The organism is Rhizobium sp. K102 (assembly GCF_022385315.1).
GTDB lineage: Bacteria > Pseudomonadota > Alphaproteobacteria > Rhizobiales > Rhizobiaceae > Rhizobium > Rhizobium croatiense.
Window position 1 is genome coordinate 3,162,522 of sequence record NZ_CP092436.1, and the last position, 17,194, is coordinate 3,179,715.

At 62.4% G+C, this 17,194-nt stretch carries 16 protein-coding genes and 1 pseudogene; 7 read left to right on the forward strand and 10 right to left on the reverse strand.

The features are described 5' to 3' along the window. Positions 1–15: 15 nt before the first annotated feature. On the reverse strand, positions 16–1,512 hold the full coding sequence (locus MHI61_RS21635) for a globin-coupled sensor protein (RefSeq protein WP_239790465.1): 1,497 nt from the start codon (positions 1,510–1,512) through the stop codon (positions 16–18). Positions 1,513–1,715: 203 nt separating this feature from the next. Here MHI61_RS21635 and MHI61_RS21640 point away from each other — a divergent pair, with 203 nt between their 5' ends. Both MHI61_RS21640 and MHI61_RS21645 read left to right on the forward strand, forming a co-directional pair. Continuing rightward, a complete protein-coding gene (locus MHI61_RS21640) occupies positions 1,716–2,933 on the forward strand; it encodes a DNA recombination protein RmuC (protein ID WP_239790466.1) in 1,218 nt (405 codons plus the stop codon). A gap of 85 nt (positions 2,934–3,018) precedes the next feature. Next, a complete protein-coding gene (locus MHI61_RS21645) occupies positions 3,019–3,918 on the forward strand; it encodes a ribokinase (protein ID WP_239790467.1) in 900 nt (299 codons plus the stop codon). A 166-nt stretch (positions 3,919–4,084) separates the two neighbouring features. Here the strand turns inward: MHI61_RS21645 and MHI61_RS21650 are convergent, their stop codons facing one another. Further along, a complete protein-coding gene (locus MHI61_RS21650) occupies positions 4,085–5,008 on the reverse strand; it encodes a hypothetical protein (RefSeq protein WP_239790468.1) in 924 nt (307 codons plus the stop codon). Between the two features lie 128 nt (positions 5,009–5,136). On the opposite strand from MHI61_RS21650, the gene MHI61_RS21655 reads away from it, so the two are divergent. Both MHI61_RS21655 and MHI61_RS21660 read left to right on the forward strand, forming a co-directional pair. Beyond that, on the forward strand, positions 5,137–6,030 hold the full coding sequence (locus MHI61_RS21655; protein ID WP_239790469.1) for an AraC family transcriptional regulator: 894 nt from the start codon (positions 5,137–5,139) through the stop codon (positions 6,028–6,030). Between the two features lie 413 nt (positions 6,031–6,443). Beyond that, positions 6,444–8,783, forward strand: a complete 2,340-nt coding sequence (locus MHI61_RS21660) for a methyl-accepting chemotaxis protein (RefSeq protein WP_239790470.1) — start codon at positions 6,444–6,446, stop codon at positions 8,781–8,783. A 75-nt stretch (positions 8,784–8,858) separates the two neighbouring features. Here MHI61_RS21660 and ptsN read toward each other — a convergent pair whose 3' ends face one another. The 6 genes and pseudogenes from ptsN to lptC form a co-directional block, all read right to left on the reverse strand. Further along, positions 8,859–9,323 (reverse strand): PTS IIA-like nitrogen regulatory protein PtsN, encoded by a 465-nt coding sequence (gene ptsN / locus MHI61_RS21665; protein ID WP_239790471.1) that lies wholly within the window; start codon positions 9,321–9,323, stop codon positions 8,859–8,861. Between the two features lie 74 nt (positions 9,324–9,397). Further along, positions 9,398–9,973: a ribosome-associated translation inhibitor RaiA gene (gene raiA / locus MHI61_RS21670; RefSeq protein ID WP_003570772.1), complete on the reverse strand. Its 576-nt coding sequence runs from the start codon at positions 9,971–9,973 to the stop codon at positions 9,398–9,400. Positions 9,974–10,331: 358 nt separating this feature from the next. Then, on the reverse strand, positions 10,332–11,891 hold the full coding sequence (gene rpoN, locus MHI61_RS21675; protein ID WP_239790472.1) for an RNA polymerase factor sigma-54: 1,560 nt from the start codon (positions 11,889–11,891) through the stop codon (positions 10,332–10,334). 193 nt (positions 11,892–12,084) lie between these two features. Next, positions 12,085–12,816, reverse strand: a pseudogene (gene lptB, locus MHI61_RS21680) (LPS export ABC transporter ATP-binding protein); the annotation flags it as partial. 85 nt (positions 12,817–12,901) lie between these two features. Then, positions 12,902–13,543 (reverse strand): LptA/OstA family protein, encoded by a 642-nt coding sequence (locus MHI61_RS21685; RefSeq protein ID WP_097606864.1) that lies wholly within the window; start codon positions 13,541–13,543, stop codon positions 12,902–12,904. A gap of 15 nt (positions 13,544–13,558) precedes the next feature. Continuing rightward, positions 13,559–14,224 carry an LPS export ABC transporter periplasmic protein LptC gene (gene lptC / locus MHI61_RS21690; RefSeq protein ID WP_239790473.1) on the reverse strand — a complete coding sequence of 222 codons (666 nt, stop codon included), beginning with the start codon at positions 14,222–14,224 and terminating at the stop codon, positions 13,559–13,561. A gap of 224 nt (positions 14,225–14,448) precedes the next feature. On the opposite strand from lptC, the gene sppA reads away from it, so the two are divergent. The 3 genes from sppA (at position 14,449) to MHI61_RS21705 (ending at position 16,222) form a co-directional block, all read left to right on the forward strand. Then, complete coding sequence (gene sppA / locus MHI61_RS21695) at positions 14,449–15,399, forward strand: signal peptide peptidase SppA (protein ID WP_239792891.1); 951 nt, start codon at positions 14,449–14,451, stop codon at positions 15,397–15,399. Positions 15,400–15,428: 29 nt separating this feature from the next. Then, complete coding sequence (locus tag MHI61_RS21700; RefSeq protein WP_003544934.1) at positions 15,429–15,728, forward strand: integration host factor subunit beta; 300 nt, start codon at positions 15,429–15,431, stop codon at positions 15,726–15,728. A 161-nt stretch (positions 15,729–15,889) separates the two neighbouring features. Beyond that, a complete protein-coding gene (locus MHI61_RS21705) occupies positions 15,890–16,222 on the forward strand; it encodes a LapA family protein (RefSeq protein WP_097666393.1) in 333 nt (110 codons plus the stop codon). Positions 16,223–16,238: 16 nt separating this feature from the next. On the opposite strand, the gene MHI61_RS21710 is transcribed toward MHI61_RS21705, so the two are convergent. Together MHI61_RS21710 and MHI61_RS21715 are read right to left on the reverse strand one after the other, a co-directional pair. Then, a complete protein-coding gene (locus MHI61_RS21710; protein ID WP_239790474.1) occupies positions 16,239–16,673 on the reverse strand; it encodes a GNAT family N-acetyltransferase in 435 nt (144 codons plus the stop codon). Between the two features lie 55 nt (positions 16,674–16,728). Next, positions 16,729–17,184 carry a carbon monoxide dehydrogenase subunit G gene (locus MHI61_RS21715; protein WP_239790476.1) on the reverse strand — a complete coding sequence of 152 codons (456 nt, stop codon included), beginning with the start codon at positions 17,182–17,184 and terminating at the stop codon, positions 16,729–16,731. Positions 17,185–17,194 lie beyond the last annotated feature (10 nt).

Consider the following 17,194-nt stretch of genomic DNA (forward strand, 5'->3'; position numbering starts at 1 on the left):
TTTGCCATATTCGCGTCAAGCCGCACGGCGGGCAGCCGTGACGGCGCGGCCTTCCGGCCGGGCGCGGAAGTGCTGCAGCAGCTCGATCAGCTTCCCCACCTCATCGGTAAGGCGGCGGGTTTCCGCCGAGGTGCGCTCGACCATGCCGGAATTCTGCTGGGTGATTTCGCCCATGCTGCGGATCGCCACGCTGACCTCGTTGACGCCGGTCGCCTGATCGCGGGCGGCGGCGGCAATATCGGCGACGAAGCGGTTGATGATGTCGATGCGGCTGATCATGTCGTTCAGCGCCTCGCCGGTGCTGGAGACGATGCCCACACCTTGATTGACCTGGGTCGAGCTCTGCGAGATCAGGTTCTTGATCTCCTTGGCGGCTTCAGCCGTGCGCTGGGCGAGCTGGCGGACTTCCTGGGCGACGACGGCAAAACCCTTGCCGGCATCACCGGCGCGCGCCGCTTCGACGCCGGCGTTCAGCGCCAGAAGATTGGTCTGGAAGGCGATCTCGTCGATGACGCCGATGATCTTGGAGATTTCGGTCGAGGATTTTTCGATGCCGGCCATCGCCGAGACGGCGCTGGTGACGAGTTCCCCTGAATTCTTCGCCTTCTGCTGTGTCTCACGCACCGCGCCGGAAGCCTTCTCGGCATTGGCGGCGGTCTGGCCGACGCTGACGGAAAGCTGTTGCAGGGCCGCCGAGCTTTCCTCGACGCCGGCTGCCTGCTGGGCGGTGCGCAGCGCCAGGTCGTTGGTCGCATTGGAAATGACGTCAGCGCCGCTCATGATCTGGCCCGACGTGTCGCGCACGGATGCGAAGGATTGGCGAAGAGCGCTGACGGCGCGGTTGTAATCCTCGGCCATCTGCCTGAAATCACCCGGTAGGTCGGAGGGCAGAGTGGCTTCGAGATCGCCGTTCGACAGTGCCTCCAGGCCGCGGCGCAGCTGCTCCAGCGCGATGGCCTGGTCGGATTGCGCCTTGGCGCGCTGCTCTTCCAACGCGCGGCGCTTGGCTTCCAGCGTCTCGAGATAGACCGAGATGGAATAATCCATGTCGAGCATGCCCGATTTGATGACGGCGGACAGCTTCTCGGCCAGCTGCTTGCCCTGCTGGCGCGCGAAAACCGAAGGCCACTGCTTCTCCATGATGCCCTTGACGAGCTCGGACATGACAATCGCATAGCCGCCGATATACCAGCGCGGCTCCAGCCCGATGCGGGCATGCGTGCGGCCGACGGCAGTCACGCCTTCGACATAGCTTTCGTCAAACGTACCGCCTGCAAGATTGGCCCAATGATCCTGCTGCCGCTTCTTGGCATGGCCGACATGGCTCTTGTCCGTAAAGAAGCTCGAGACAGCGGGAGTCCTGGCGATCTTGGCGTAGAATTTATCGAGGGCGCCGCCGATCAGCTCGGCAATCACAGGGCGCAGCTCCCGCATCGACTTGCGCGACGCCTCGTCCAGTTCGATGAAATCGAGACGCTGTTTGAGCGCGCTGTCGGTCTGCTGGGATGTCATGGGTATCTCTGTATTTGGCGCGACGGCGCGGGAGGGAATTCTGCGCCACAGCTTTTGGCGAATATGGTTGAGCAATCGTTAAATCCGGCCGCGATTTTCCGCGTTGGCCGGCAAGGCGCGGCGGCCTTGGAAGATATTGAGGATCGCCGATTTCGTTCACGTTTTGATCTATATCTTGCCATATGTTCTGTTATGGTTGCGCCATGACCGCCACTTCCGAATCGCTCGCAGCTTCCGTCGCCTCGATCAGCCCGGCCATGCTGGCGCTGGCCGGCGGCGTTCTTGCAGTCCTCATCCTGCTGGTGATCGTCCTTTTTCTGCGCGCCGCCGGCCTTCGCCGCGAACAGGCGGAGGAGGCGGATCTGCGCGCCCGGGAAAGTGCGATGCGCATGGCCGAGCTTTTGAAGATCCAGGCGGAGATGCAGGGTCGGATCGCGGCGATGACCGAGGTCTTCGGCGCGCGGCAAAGCGAACTCAACCAGACGATCAGCCAACGTCTCGACGGCATGTCGCAGCGCATGAACTCGACGATCACCGAGCAGACCAAATCGACGCATGAGAACCTGCAGCGGCTGCAGGAGCGGCTGGCGGTCATCGATGCGGCGCAGAACAATATCCAGACGCTCGCCAAGGACGTCGTCGGGCTGCAGGCGATACTTTCCAACAAGCAGACGCGCGGCGCCTTCGGCCAGTCGCGGATGGAGACGATCGTTGCCGACGGCCTGCCGATGGGCGCCTACGCCTTCCAGCAGACGCTGTCCAACGGCTCGCGGCCGGACTGCACGATCCGCATGCCCAACGGCGCTCCGCCGCTCGTCATCGACGCGAAATTCCCGCTCGAAGCGTGGAACGCCATTCGCGACGCCGGCAGCCCCGAGGCCGCCAAGCTCGCCGGCCAGCAGTTCCGCCGCGACATGGAGATCCATATCCGGGATATTGCCGAGAAATACCTGATCCAGGGAGAAACCCAGGATACCGCCTTTCTCTTCGTGCCGTCCGAATCGATATTTGCCGAGCTCCACGAGAATTTCGAGCCGGTGGTGCAGAAGGCGCACCGGGTGCGCATCGTCATCGTCTCGCCGTCGCTGCTGATGCTGTCGATCCAGGTTATCCAGGCGGTGCTGAAGGACCAGCGCATGCGGGCGCAGGCGCATCTGATTCAGGGCGAGGTGGCGCTGCTGATGGACGATCTCGGCCGTCTCGACGAGCGGGTGCGCAAGCTGCAGGGCCATTTCGCCATGGCGCAGAAGGATATCGACATGGTCGTTACATCGGCCGACAAGCTCACCAGGCGCGGCGCCAAGATCGAAGCGCTGGAATTCGAGGCGGGCGGCGATATCAGGCCGGACGACGAGACTCCGGCCAAATCGGTGGAAAGCCGCACCGGTCTTCTCAAGCTTCGGGTGGTTGACGAGGAGTGACCGCTTCGGGCAGTGTCTGCCCCGCATTTCATACAAGAGTTGGAACATCACGTCGCCCGCGTGTTCCAAAAGACGGGACATCCTCATGATCACAGTTTTCGGGTCCATCAACATGGATCTCATCGCCACGACCGCGCGCCTGCCGAAGCCCGGCGAGACGGTGGCCGGCAACGGATTTGCCACGGCCGCCGGCGGCAAGGGTGCCAATCAGGCGCTGGCAGCCCGCCGCGCCGGTCGCTATGTGCATATGGCCGGCGGCGTCGGCAAGGATGGTTTTGCCGCGGATGCGCTCGCCCTGCTCGATGATGCCGGAACCGACCTCTCCCTGGTCAAGCATGTCGACGGTCCCACAGGCACGGCGCTGATCCTCGTCGGCGGCGATGGCGAGAACATGATCGCTGTGGTCCCCGGCGCCAACGGCCTGGTGACGGCTGCCGATGCCGAGGCGGCGGTCGGCAGGATGAACGAAGGCGATATCCTGATGCTGCAGCTCGAAGTGCCGGTCGATGCCGTCGAACACGCGCTGTCGGCTGCCCGCGCCAAGGGCATCACCAGCATCCTCAACCTCGCGCCGCTGATCCCCGATGCGCCGCGTCTCGGCCGCCTGGCCGATATCGTCATCGCCAACGAAACCGAGTTCGAGCGGCTCGCCGGGCAGGATGGCATGGACGCCGAGGCACGCGAGGCAGCCCTTCACCGCCTGCATCAGGAGACCGGCCAGACGCTGATCGTCACACTCGGTGGCGATGGCGTCATCGCCATCCGCGACGGGGTCATTTCCAGGGCGCAAGGCCTGAAAATCGAACCGGTCGATACGGTGGGCGCGGGAGACACCTTCTGCGGTTATTTCGCCGCAAGCCTCGACGACGGCCTCGATTTTCCCACGGCGTTGCGCCGGGCGGCCGTCGCCGGTTCGCTCGCATGCCTCAAATCGGGGGCGCAGCCATCGATCCCGTCAAGCAAGGACGTCGCGGACAGAATATAGTTTCAGTCTCTTTGCGAAGCCGCCGAGAAAACCCATTAGTTTTGAGGGAATTTCTGCGGTTATCCTTGCCGACGTGCCCGCCGACCGGCGGCCGCCACGGACCGAGGCTGACGACCGTGCCGGCATAGCGCGTGTTCAGGCACCAGAAGATCAGTGCGTGCCCGAGCTAGCCACCCGGGCGGACAATCACGACCTGATTGTCGCGCGTCGCCGGTATCCAGAGCGTGCCGGCCGCGCCATCGACGGTGAAATCGGCAGGGCCATGAATGTCCCGCTCCAACCGGATTTCGCCGGTCGGAGCGTCATCGACCAAGAAGAGGATCAGCGCTCCAGGAACCGGGCGATCGACCGCCTTCCAATCCGAGACCGCCAGGCGGCCATCCGGCAGCGTCGCCAGTCCGTCGAACAGGCCATGCGGCGACTGTTCGAGGCGGCTTGCTTTGCCGCTCTCGTCGATGGCGAAAATATCGCCGCCGCCGAAATTCTTGCCGATTCCCGCCACGAGAACGCGCCCGCTTTGCGGCTCGACGATGATCCCGTTGGCGCCGGGAATGCCGCTGGCGAGCTCCGCGATGCTGCCGGCCTTCGGGTCGAGCCGATAGACGGCGTTGCGCAGGCTATCGGTCAGCAGCAATTGCCCGTCCGCGGTCGCGACGAGATCGTTCGCGAGCGCTGGCTCTTCTCCCGGAAGGCGTTGCTCGAAGACGCGCGCCCCGCTCGTCAGGTCGAAACCGACCACGCGGTCGATATCGGCGACATAGAGCCGGCCGCCAACCGCAGCCATGCCCTTCGGCGCATCGAGCGTCTCGCCGGCGGGCGGGAAAGCTCGCAGCGTCACGATCTTGCCGTCGGCGAAAACCTCGGAGATGAAGCCGTCGCCGTCCTTCGCCATGGGATCGAGCGCCCTCCCGATATTCGAGACGAAGCGGCGATCGCCGACGGTCAGGACGCTCTCGGGTGACTGAAACCCATCGATAACAGTGATGACCTTCGCCGTCTCCTCGGCGGAGGCATTGGTCAGGGTGCTGGTCGCTACAAAGATCGCCGCCGCCGTGGCCCGCAGCATCTTCCTGGAAATCATCCGTCCCATAAGCTCACTCCTGTTGCGGAGTGGCGAGAATTGAGGGAAAGCCGCGCCTCATCGCGCCCGCTTCGACCGGAGATGAACCCGTTTCGGTCAATCCTTCATTTTCGCAGCCATGCCCATCGGATAAAGTCATGCGCATGGACATCGGGAAGGCATCACAACAAGCGCTCTCTTCCGCGCTGCTGGAGGGATTGGCACGGTTTCGAGCGGCGGGCACCGGGGGCAGCCTCGCGCATGGCGAGAACCTGTTTTCCTATTGTGCCCTGGCCAAGGAACGCCTGATCGCCATCGAACTTCCGCATCCGATCTTGGGCGTTGTCGTCTCCGGCGCCAAGGAAGTCTGGCGCGGCATGAACGGCTCTGCGCTTTGCGCCGGCTCGCTGTTTGTCCTGCCGGCAAAGACGAAGATGGACATCCTCAACCTGCCGGACGCGAGCCACGGCTTCTATCAGTCGCTGATCCTCGAGGTGCCGGACGCTTCGGTCCTGCTCGAGGCCAGCGTTCCGTCGACGCTTGCCAACCGCCGCAGGGCTGCCGTCGAGCCCCTTCAGGTCGAGCTGACGCCACATCTGGTCGATGCCGTGATTCATGCCGCCTCGGCGATCGCCGATGGCCCCGCGCAATCCTCGGTGCGGCGCTCGCGGCTGACCGAACTTCTCGCGCTCCTCCATGGCGATCCGGCAGCGCGTCCCATGTTCGACGTGTCGATTACGGGGCGCGTGCTTGCGCTGATCGCCAGCGACCTCTCCCGTGACTGGCGGGCGCCCGAAGTTGCGAGGATGATTGGCCTGTCGGAATCCACCATGCGCCGGCGACTAGCGGAGGAAGGTATCTCTTTCGCCAAACTGTTGCGGCGCGAAAGGATGCTGGCGGCGCGGCATTTGATGGCGCAGCGCGAGAGCGCGCAAGCCGCCGCCATCGCGGTGGGCTATGCATCGAGGGCCCATTTCGCAAAGCGCTTCAGGGCGGCATTCGGCTCCAACCCCAGCACGCTCCGCCATTCCGATCTGATGCTCAACGGGTAGCCGACAAGCTCGACGTGTAGATCGCGAGCGGAGGCCGCGGTCGCCGGTTCGCTCGCATGCCTCAAATCGGGAGCGCAGCCATCGATCCCGTCAAGCAAGGACGTCGCGGACAGAATATAGTTTCAGTCTCTTTGCGAAGTCGCCGAGAAAACCCATTAGTTTTGAGGGAATTTCTGCGGTTTTCCTTGTCTCGACCATTCGAGTTTCATTCAAATTTAAGGTATTTCCGGCGATCTTCCTCGTGGTCGCCGGCGCCCTTATTTCTTGCAGCCGGCCGCCAGTTCAAAGTGCTGCAGCGTCGCGTGGCGTCTTAAAAGACGCGCGCCGCTGCAGGCGGCTGCCCCATGACGGGGCGATGCCTTCGCTCCTGCGCCGGAGAATGCCCGTTCGGCGTATCCTTGCCCGAGGACCCCATGTTTATTTTTCGCATGAAATCGCTTGCGGCGAAACTTCTCGTCATCACCGGCATCGCCATCGCGCTTGTTCTCATCGTCTCGAACTTTTTCCTCATCGGCCAGACACGGGATCGCGTCCAGACGCTGACGATGGATCAGGCCAATCTCGAGGCAAAATCGATCGCCAACGAAATCGCCGCCAATGTCGGCGAACTCGCCAGTGCCGCACGCACCATGTCGGGCGTGATCGGCCGCGGCCATGAGGGCAAATCGCTCGACCGCAAGGGCATGATCAATGTGCTGAAAGCCAATCTTGAGCAGAACGCCTTCGCCTTCGGCAGCTGGTTCTGCGAGCAGCTCGGGGCGCTCGACGGCAAGACCACCGAGATCGCCAACAATAATGACGAAGGCACGAACAAGAACGGCGCCTTCACGCCCTACTGGTCGAAGACCAAGGATGGCGGCGTCCAGTACTCGACCTTCGACAATGATTATACCGCCGAATGGTGGAAGCTTGCTGCCGACAGCGGCAAGGGCGCGATCACCACGCCGTACCTCGCTGAGGGAACGGATGTCCCGACGCTCCTGACCTCGATCGCCTATCCCGTCACGGCCGGCGGCAAGATGATCGGTCTCGCCGGCGTCGACATTTCGCTGAAGTCGCTCACCGACAAGCTGCAGGCGCTGCATCCTTTCGGCTCCGGCCGCGTGACGCTGCTGTCGCAGGCCGGCAACTGGATTGTCGCGCCAATCCCTGACCTGATGACCAAGCAATATGACGGCGAAGGCGCCGACGTGGTCAAGGCGGCGCTGTCGAACAAAGAGCCCGGCCTCGTCAGGAACCTGACCTATGACGGCCTCGATCCCTTCGATCGCGTCGTCTATCCCTTCGCCGTTCCCGGCGTCAACGCCACCTGGGTCGTGCTCGTCGATGTCCCGCACACCGCGATCAATGCGCCGGTCAAAGACCAGACCTACATGATGATCATCAACGGGTTGATCGTGCTCGGCGCGGTCATGCTGGCGCTCTATTTCGCCGTCCGTTCGCTCGTGCAGCGGCCACTCGGCGGGCTGGTCGCCAGCGTCAAGGCGCTGAGCGACGGCCACTATGAGGAGCCGGTCGCAGCCCAGGATCGCAGCGACGAGGTCGGTTCGGTCGCCAAGGCGCTCGAAGGCTTCCGTTTTGCGCTCGCCGATGCCAGGCGTCTCGAAGACGAGGCCGCCAGAGAGCGGCAGGCGGCGGAGGCCGAGCGCGGCCGGTCGGAATCGGAACGCCAGGAATCGGTGTCGCAGCAACGCCGCATCGTCTCGATCGTCGGCGCCGGCCTTTCCGAGCTGTCGCGCGGCAATCTCGGCCACCGCATCACCGACGACTTCCCCGGTGAATACGGCAAGTTGAAGCAGGATTTCAACGCGGCGCTTGCAAGCCTCGAAGAGACCATCAACACCATGACCCTCAGCGTCGCCAATATCGGCTCGGGCACCGGCGAGATCAGCAACAGCGCCTCCGATCTCGCCAAGCGCACCGAACAGCAGGCGGCAAGCCTGGAAGAGACGGCGGCCGCGCTCAACGAGCTCACCGCTCAGGTCGATTCCAGCGCCGAGAATGCACGCACGGCGGCCGACAACGTCAGCCTCGCCTGCCAGGATGCCGAAAGGTCCGGCGAGGTGGTGCAGAAGGCAATCGCCTCGATGCAGGGGATCGAACAGTCTTCGACGGAGGTCTCGCGGATCATCGGCGTCATCGACGAAATCGCCTTCCAGACCAATCTGCTGGCGCTGAATGCCGGCGTCGAGGCGGCGCGCGCCGGTGAGGCCGGCAAGGGTTTTGCAGTGGTCGCCCAGGAAGTGCGCGAGCTCGCCCAGCGCTCGGCCAACGCCGCCAAGGAGATCAAGACGCTGATCAACACCTCGGCCGTCCAGGTCAAGGAGGGCGTCGATCTCGTCGGGCGTGCCGGCGGCACGCTGCACAAGATCGCCGAACAGGTGATGGGCATCAACGACCTCATCCGGCAGATCTCGGCCTCGGCGAGCGAACAGGCCGTGGGGCTGAAGGAAATCAACCAGGCCATGAACCAGATGGACCAGGTGACGCAGCAGAACGCGGCGATGGTCGAGGAAGCGACCGCCGCCAGCGTGGCGCTCAACGACGAGGCGCAGACGCTGAAGGCGCTCGCCACACGCTTCCGGGTCTCCGGCTCGGGCAACGCCGCTCAGCTCACCGCCGTCGCTCAGCAGATGCGGGCGCCGGCTGCCCCAGCCGCTTCAGCTCGGGCCGCCGCCCCGGCAGCCCGCCGTCCGGCCGCGCCGTCGCGCGGTTCCGCCGCCCTGGCGCAAGACAGCTGGGAAGAGTTCTGATCGTTCCGTTCCGTCCTATGATGAAAAAAGGCGCCTGCAAAATCAGGCGCCTTTTTTATCGGGAATAGAAGCGGTTCAGGCCGCGTTCGAGGTCTGCTCTTCGTTGAGGAAGGCGTAGATCGCCGAGGCGGAATCGGTGGCGCGCAGCTTTGCCACCAGATCGTGATCACGCAGGACGCGGGCGATGCGCGACAGCGCCTTGAGATGATCGGCGCCCGCGCCTTCCGGCGCCAGCAGCAGGAAGACGAGATCGACCGGCTGGTCGTCCAGCGCTTCGAAATCGACCGGCTGCTCCAGCCGGGCGAAGAGGCCGACGATCGAATGAATGTTCACCAGCTTGCCGTGGGGAATGGCGATACCGTTGCCGACGCCGGTCGAGCCCAGGCGTTCGCGCTGCAGGATGACATCGAAGATCTCCCGTTCGGAGAGCCCGGTGATCCTTGCGGCTCGTGCCGCCAATTCCTGAAGCAACTGTTTCTTGGAATTTACTCTGAGGGCGGGAATGATCGCATCCTGATGGAGCAAATCTGCCAATGCCATTTCTTTTTCCTTCTGTCGCCGGGATCAGATGATGCTGGGGAGCGGCGGCGATACCGCCGCTCACCGCCCTGATCTCAGCCTTTGATATTGGCCGAATCGATCCAGCCAATATTTCCGTCGTGGCGACGGTAAACAATGTTCAGATGTTCCTTGCCGGGGCTGCGGAACAGGAGAAGCGGCTCGTCGGTCATGTCGAGCGCCATCACGGCGGTGGCGACCGACATGGTCTTCAGCTGCTTTGTGCTTTCAGCGACGATCGCCGGGGCGAAATCGTCGGGAATTTCATCCTCGTGATCAGGAACGGAGTCCATGACCGTGTAGGAGACTTCTGCAAAACCATTCAGGTGGTTTCCGGCATGATGGTCCTTCAGCTTGCGTTTGTAGCGGCGCAAACGCTTCTCGATGCGCTCGGAAGCGGCGTCGAAGGCAAGCTGGGGATCGGTTGCTTCGCCGGCGGCATGCAGCACCACTCCGCTGTCGAGATGAAGCTTGCAGTCTGCCGAGAAACGAGAACTCGCCTTTTCGACGGTCACCTGGCCGGAATACCCCCCGTCGAAGTATTTCGTGATGGCCATACCAATTTGGTCCTCGATCTTTTGACGGAAGGATTCACCAATTTCCATATGTTTCCCGGATACACGCACACTCATGGAGTTTCCCTTCTTATGGTAGTTTGCGGGTATCAGTTTACGCCAAGCCTCAGGTTCATCCAAGCACTTCGCGCAATCTCAAGCAAGATCGGCGTAGGCCTGCGGGTCCTCGGTGCCCTTGGGATGATGGGGATAACTTCAAAAGGCGCTCACGGCGTCGATTGCGGCGGGCTTCTAGCCAGAGCTTACCAAAAAGTCAATAGGGCGGAAAACGGCCTGCGGCGATGCACGGGAAACGTGCGGAGGATTCCTTGCCGACAAGCGCTCCCGACGATCACCGCTTCGAGGGCGTTCGACGCTTCGCGCTTAAGCTGTACCGCCCTATGCGGTCGAACCCGGCGCCTGGATGAGACCCGCGTCAGAAGCCCGCGACCTTGGCGAGGGCCCGTTTCTCGCGGCGGCGCTGGACCGAGGAGGCTATGTTCATCGCTTCCCGGTATTTCGCCACCGTGCGGCGGGCGAGATCGATGCCGCCCTTCTTCAGCATATCGACTATATCGTCATCGGAGAGTACTGCGTCCGGGCTCTCCTGCATGATGAGGGCGCGGATCTTGTGACGCACGGCCTCGGCCGAATGGCTGTCGCCGCCTTCGACGGCGCTGATCGACACGGTGAAGAAATATTTGAGCTCGAAGAGGCCGCGCGGCGTCAGCATGTATTTGTTCGAGGTGACGCGGCTGACGGTGGATTCGTGCATCTTGATCGCCTCGGCGACCGTCTTCAGGTTCAGCGGCCGCAGGTGGTCGACGCCGTTGAGCAGGAAGGCATCCTGCTGGCGGACGATCTCACTTGCCACCTTCATGATGGTTTTCGCCCGCTGGTCCAAGCTGCGCGTCAGCCAGTTGGCGCTCTGCAGGCACTCGGACAGGAAGGCATGATCCTCACCGTTCCTGGTCACGCGCGAAAAATAGGACTGGTTGACGAGCACGCGCGGCAGCGTATCCGGATTGAGCTCGACCAGCCAGCCGCCCTCTGCCGACGGCCTGACGACGACATCGGGCATGATCGCTTCGGAAACACCCACCTCGAAACCGCTGCCGGGTTTCGGATTGAGCTGGCGGATCTCACCGAGCATGTCGAGAAGGTCTTCCTCGTCGACGCCGCAGAGCCGCTTCAGCGTGGCGAAATCGCGCCGCGCCAGCAGTTCGAGATTGTCGACCAGCGCCTGCATGGCAGGGTCGTAGCGGTCCTTCTGCCTGAGCTGGATCGCCAGGCATTCGGCGAGGCTGCGGGCGAAAACCCCCGGTGGATCGAGCGTCTGCAGGGCGGCAAGCACGTGTTCGACCTGTTCGAGGCTCGTGCCGAGCCGCTCGCCGGTCTCGAAGAGATCGGTCTGCAGATAACCGGCATCATCGAGCTGATCGACGAAATTCTGCGCGATCAGCCGGTCGGTCATATCGGGCAGGATGAAGGGGATCTGCTGCGCGAGGTGGTCGCGCAGCGACAGCTGGCCGGCGACGAAATCGTCGAGATCATAATCGGCGCCCTCGGCGCTGCCCGGCATCGACTTCCACTGGCCGACAAGCTCCGGCGCATCGAGGCGCTGCGGGGCGCCGTCATCGGGAAAGACATTGGTATAATTGGCGTCGAGCTCGTCGTTCAGCCGGCCGGTGCTTTCGCTGCCGCCATTGTCGTACCAGTCGCTGGAGAGCGCCTCGGCGCGATTGTCGGCGCCGTCGTCCGACCCGGCATCCTCCGGTGGCTGGCCAAACTGCTCGTCCTCACCGGCACCACGTTCGTCGCCCGCCTCGCCGTCGTTTGACGGGAATTCGAGCAGCGGGTTCTTTTCCACTTCCTGGGCGATGAACTGGCTGAGCTCGAAATGCGTCATCTGCAGCAACTGGATGGATTGCATCAGTTGCGGTGTCATCACCAGGGACTGGCTCTGGCGCAGGAAAAGATTGGCGGACAGTGCCATGACGGACGCGAAACTCCCCTCAATTCCTCCGGGAAACCGCGTCCAGTTAACGCCTCAGGCCACGGAAACCAAGTTGGCCCAAAAATTGCTTTTTTATCTCATTTGGTCAAGCGGAACTAAGCGGCAAGGTGAATTTCCGCGCCGACGGGAGCATGACGGATTCCGATTGGTCGAAAAACCGCCTGATCCAGCGTCAGAGGCTGAAATTGTCGCCGAGATAGAGCCGGCGCACTTCCGGATTGTTGACGATGTCGTTCGCCCGGCCATGGGTCAGCACTTCGCCGGCATGAATGATGTAGGCGCGGTCGATGAGACCGAGCGTCTCGCGCACATTATGGTCGGTGATGAGAACACCGATGCCGCGCGCGGTCAGATGGTGGACGAGGTTCTGGATGTCGGCGACCGAGATCGGGTCGACACCGGCAAAGGGCTCGTCGAGCAGCATGAAGGTCGGGTCGGTCGCCAGCGCACGGGCGATTTCGAGACGGCGGCGCTCGCCGCCGGAAAGAGCGACGGCGGCACTCTTTCTGAGCTTCTGGATATGAAATTCCTCCAGCAGCTCGTTCAGCTTCTGCTCGCGCTCGGCCTTGTCCTTGACATGCACTTCGAGGACGGCGCGGATATTTTCTTCCACCGTCAGCCCGCGAAAGATCGAGGCTTCCTGCGGCAGGTAACCGACGCCGAGGCGGGAGCGGCGGTACATCGGCATGGTCGTGACGTCGTTGCCGTCGATTTCGATGGTGCCTTCATCCACCGGCACAAGGCCGGTGATCATGTAAAAACAGGTCGTCTTGCCCGCACCGTTCGGACCGAGCAGGCCGACGGCCTCGCCACGGCGCACCACCAGCGAAACGCCGTTGACAACGCGACGCGTCGCATAGGTCTTCGTCAGACCACGGGCGATCAGCGTTCCCTGATAGCGACTCTTGTCGGCGGCACCCGCAGCTTGTGGCTCGGGCTGGCCGAACATGGTGGATAGCGATGTTAATTTCACGTGGGAGGCCGGCTTCTCAGTTCTGCTTCTGCTGCTGCGCATTCGGCTGCGATTTCGGATCGAGCTGAATCTGGACACGCCCGCCGCAGCTTTCAAGCTCCGCCTGGCCGGTTTGCATGTGAACGGTCAGTTTGCAGCCTGTAAAGACGTTCGGCCCGTCCGACAGAATAACCTTATTGCCCTGATCCGCCGTCAGGGTGAATGTCTGCGAGGCCATGTCGAAATTGCCGTCATCGGCAGTCGCCGTCTGCGTGCCCGAGGTCAGCAGGACCTTGTCGGTCACCAGGATCTTGTCGATATCCGCACTTCCCGATGCGAGCGAGGCAGACTTTTCCGGCTGGGCGGCGGGCTGAGCCCCATCGGCGCCCGGCTTTGCCGCCTTGTCCTTATAATAGACGGTCATCTTGCCGGACTGCATCGTCGTCGTCCCCTGGACGACCTTGACGTTGCCGGTGAAGAGGGCGGTGTGCTCCTGGTCATGGATCTCGAGCTTGTCGCTTTCGATCTGGATCGGCTGGTCGTTGGAAAGCTTCATGCCCGACATCGAGGCAGTCGCCTGCTGCGCGCCGGCGCCCGAGGCCGTCAGGATAAGGGCAAACGCGCCGGCAATGAATGCTACGCCCGTCTTGCAAGCTGAAATGCGACAATCTTTTGTCATGGATGACCCGGCTGGTTAGGTGCCCTGTTTATGGATGGTGGATGGATCGACATTCATGCGAACATTCCCCTCGAATGTGATCACCCGCCCCTTATCTGTTATCTCAAGCGTCTTCGCAACAATGGAGGCATTGTCCTTGGTGATGGTGACGGGGTCGTCGCTGCGCATGTTGCCGCCCTTGATGTCGAGCTGGGCGGACTGGAATTTCGCGTTGAGGCCACTGCTCAGCACCAGGGTGAAGGGGGCCGTCATATGCAGATTGTCGGTGGCGCGGTTGTAATCGGCGGTCGAGGCGACGACGCGGGCGATCAGGCCGTCATTCATCGGCACGGCCGCCTTGATGGTCTCGAGCGTGATGAGATCGGGATTGCGGATATCCTGCAACGCCCGTTCGGCGAGCATCGAATAGTTGATGCCGTCGGAATTGCGGCCCGCGATCGCCGGCTTTTCCATCACGACCTTGCCGTTCTCGATCTTGGCGCCTTCGAACTTGACGTTTTCGGGCAAGTAGATGCTGACCAACGCCACCGCCGCGAGGCCAGCGGCGACGATGAGGGCGGCCACCGGCAGCAGGATCTTCAGCCGCCGCACGCGGGCGGAATGGAACAACGCATCGCCATAGGCGCTCCTGCCGGAGCCCGCATAAGCGGCATTTCCGTTGTTCTTCAGGGTATCGAGCATAGGTCTCGTTCCATCTGCGGTGATTGCCGCGCCTTATAACAAAGCCGGCCGCCAATCACAGTTCGTTTCGCATTATTACATTGGCTTGCCAATATGGAATTTTTTCTGCAACAAGCAACAAAACGGAAAAACATCAAAAAGTGGCATTCGTACGCACCGCTGCCACCTATTTCACCGGATCGATCGGCGCCCTGCCGACGCCGGCCCAGCGCTGGAGGTATCTCATGGACAGTTCGATCATCGCCGATCGCCGGCGGCTGCGCCGCAAGCTCGGCTTCTGGCGCATCGTCGCGGTGGCCCTCGTCGTGGCGCTTGGTCTGGCCTTCTACGGCTTCGCCTTCGGCGGTGCCGGAACCGAGCGGCCGCATATTGCCCATGTGACGATATCCGGGCTGATCGTCGACGATGACGAGCTTCTGGAGCGGCTGAAGAAGGTCGAGACCAGCGATCAGGTGAAGGCAGCAGTGATTTCGATCTCTTCGCCCGGCGGCACGACCTATGGCGGCGAAAAAATCTTCAAGGCGATCCGTGCCATATCGGCCAAGAAGCCCGTCGTCTCGGACGTGCGCACGCTTGCAGCCTCGGCCGGCTACATGATTGCCACTGCCGGCGATACGATCGTTGCCGGCGACAGCTCGATCACCGGCTCGATCGGCGTCATCTTTCAGTATCCGCAGATCCAGCCGCTGCTCGACAAGATCGGCGTGTCGCTGCAGGAGATCAAGTCCTCGCCTCTGAAGGCCGAGCCCTCGCCCTTCCACGAGGCGAGCGAGGAAGCCAAAGCGATGATCCGTAACATGGTGCTCGATAGCTACAACTGGTTTGTCGACCTTGTGGCCGACCGGCGCAAGCTTCCGCGCGAGGAGGTGCTGAAGCTTGCCGACGGCACGATCTATACCGGCCGGCAGGCGCTCAAGGCGAAACTCGTCGACACGATCGGCGGCGAGCCCGAAATCCGTGCCTATCTTAAATCGCGCGGGGTCGACGCCGATCTGCCGTTGGTGGACTGGGACAAGAAGAGCAACACGCCGTTTCTGCTCGCAGGGGCTGTTTCGCGGCTGATTACGATCCTCGGTTATGATGATCTCGTCAAAGGCCAGGATATCAATGGAATCCTGCCCCCAAAGTTGCTTCTTGACGGGCTGCTTTCAGTTTGGCAGGTTGGCCGCGATTGATAAGAAATCAATAATTTAAGGGGGCGACTGTGATCAAGTCCGAATTGGTGCAGATTGTTGCGGCACGCAACCCGCATCTCTATCATCGCGACGTCGAAAATATCGTCAACGCGGTTCTCGACGAGATCACCGATGCACTGGCTGCGGGCAACCGCGTCGAATTGCGCGGCTTCGGCGCGTTTTCGGTCAAGAACCGCCCCTCCCGCTCCGGCCGCAATCCGCGCACCGGCGATACCGTTTTCGTCGAGGAGAAGTGGGTTCCCTTCTTCAAGACCGGCAAGGAACTGCGCGAGCGGCTCAATCCCGGCCAGGCCGACGAAGAGGATTGAGCGGCGCAGCCGGCCTGCGGCGAAACCGCACTTGAACTTGAACTCGGTTTTCCTATTCTGCTAGCGGATCGGCCCGAAAATCGGAATCGATTTTCGGGCCGATCCGTAGATGCAACGCGCCATTCGAAGAGAGCGGCGCCGTCCGACGCATGGAGACCCCAATGGCCAAGAAGATCGTCAACCTCTTGATTCTGCTGCCGCTTGGCGTCATTCTCATCGTCTTCTGCGTTGCCAACCGGCAGAGCGTCACGCTCGCCTTCAATCCGTTCCGGCCTGACGATCAGGTGCTTGCGGTCTCCGCCCCCTTCTTCGTCTTCCTGTTCATCGCGCTGATTTCAGGCATGCTGATCGGCTCGGCCGCCACCTGGTTCAGCCAGGGCAAACACCGCAAGCGGGCACGCACCGAGGCCAAGGAAGCCATTCGCTGGCAGGGTGAGGCCGACCGCCACAGGACACGCGCCGAGGATATCGCCGGCCAGCTGCCGTCGCGGTAAGAGTGTTGCCGGCGCGTCAAATCGGACAGAAGCTCAGCTCCTCATAGTCACCCTCCGGCGACGCGCCGTTGCCGGTCACCACGAAGCCGTGGGAAAGGTAGAAGGCTTTCGCCCGCCGATTGTTCACCAGGCATTTCAGCCGGTATTTATGTTGCGGCCATTCCGGCAGCGCCTGTAGCAGCGCCGTGCCTGCGCCAAGGCGCTGGAATTCCGGTCTGATGTAAAGCATGTGAATGAAATCGTCTTCCGGCCAGAGCGACAGGAAGCCGGCAAGCCCGCCACCGGCATGCTCGCAGACGAGGATGGTCTCGCCATTGGTATGGGCGGCGAAATCCTCGTGATGGAATTTGCCGGGATCGACCCAGACGAATGTCTGGCGGCGCACGGAAAGATAGATTTCCGCAAGCATGCCCTGGTCTTCCGCCCGCGGCGGCCTGATGGTCCATGTCATGATGAGGGATTAAACCAAGCTCCTGCCCGCGCCAAGCCACCAACGCCTTCGGCGCTCAATCGGCGGCCATTTTTGCGACGACGGCAGCATTGAAATCCGAAAAGAAGCCTTCGGCCAGCCTCTGCGAGGTCGAATCGAGCAGGCGGGCGCCGAGCTGGGCGAGCTTGCCGCCGAGTTCGGCCCTCGCCCGGTAATGCAGGATCGTCTCGCCGCCCCGCTCTTCGAGCACGACATCGGCGGCTCCCCTGGCAAAGCCGGTAAGACCGCCCTTGCCTTCGGCCGACAGCGTATAGCTTTTCGGCGCATCGACATTGGCAAGCGTCAGCAGCCCATGAAAGGTGGCCGACAACAGGCTGAACTTGACCCTGATCGTCGCCTCGAAGGTGTCGGGCGACAGCCGCTCGATGCTCTGGCAGCCGGGAATGCAGCCGCGCATGATCTCCGGATCGTTGAGCGCCGCCCAGACCAAGTCCCGCGGCGCCGCGATGCGTTCTTCGCCGGTGAAATCCATTCGATAGCCC

Excerpts from the sequence above, each read along its gene's own strand:
- MHI61_RS21635 (WP_239790465.1), bottom strand. The coding sequence starts at position 1,512 with ATGACATCCCAGCAGACCGACAGCGCGCTCAAACAGCGTCTCGATTTC.
- ptsN (WP_239790471.1), bottom strand. The coding sequence starts at position 9,323 with ATGGCATTGGCAGATTTGCTCCATCAGGATGCGATCATTCCCGCCCTC.
- MHI61_RS21685 (WP_097606864.1), bottom strand. The coding sequence starts at position 13,543 with ATGACAAAAGATTGTCGCATTTCAGCTTGCAAGACGGGCGTAGCATTC.
- MHI61_RS21645 (WP_239790467.1), top strand. The coding sequence starts at position 3,019 with ATGATCACAGTTTTCGGGTCCATCAACATGGATCTCATCGCCACGACC.
- MHI61_RS21705 (WP_097666393.1), top strand. The coding sequence starts at position 15,890 with ATGGCCAAGAAGATCGTCAACCTCTTGATTCTGCTGCCGCTTGGCGTC.
- rpoN (WP_239790472.1), bottom strand. The coding sequence starts at position 11,891 with ATGGCACTGTCCGCCAATCTTTTCCTGCGCCAGAGCCAGTCCCTGGTG.
- sppA (WP_239792891.1), top strand. The coding sequence starts at position 14,449 with ATGGACAGTTCGATCATCGCCGATCGCCGGCGGCTGCGCCGCAAGCTC.
- raiA (WP_003570772.1), bottom strand. The coding sequence starts at position 9,973 with ATGAGTGTGCGTGTATCCGGGAAACATATGGAAATTGGTGAATCCTTC.
- MHI61_RS21710 (WP_239790474.1), bottom strand. The coding sequence starts at position 16,673 with ATGACATGGACCATCAGGCCGCCGCGGGCGGAAGACCAGGGCATGCTT.
- MHI61_RS21660 (WP_239790470.1), top strand. The coding sequence starts at position 6,444 with ATGTTTATTTTTCGCATGAAATCGCTTGCGGCGAAACTTCTCGTCATC.
- MHI61_RS21715 (WP_239790476.1), bottom strand. The coding sequence starts at position 17,184 with ATGGATTTCACCGGCGAAGAACGCATCGCGGCGCCGCGGGACTTGGTC.
- MHI61_RS21640 (WP_239790466.1), top strand. The coding sequence starts at position 1,716 with ATGACCGCCACTTCCGAATCGCTCGCAGCTTCCGTCGCCTCGATCAGC.
- MHI61_RS21650 (WP_239790468.1), bottom strand. The coding sequence starts at position 5,008 with ATGGGACGGATGATTTCCAGGAAGATGCTGCGGGCCACGGCGGCGGCG.
- MHI61_RS21655 (WP_239790469.1), top strand. The coding sequence starts at position 5,137 with ATGCGCATGGACATCGGGAAGGCATCACAACAAGCGCTCTCTTCCGCG.
- lptC (WP_239790473.1), bottom strand. The coding sequence starts at position 14,224 with ATGCTCGATACCCTGAAGAACAACGGAAATGCCGCTTATGCGGGCTCC.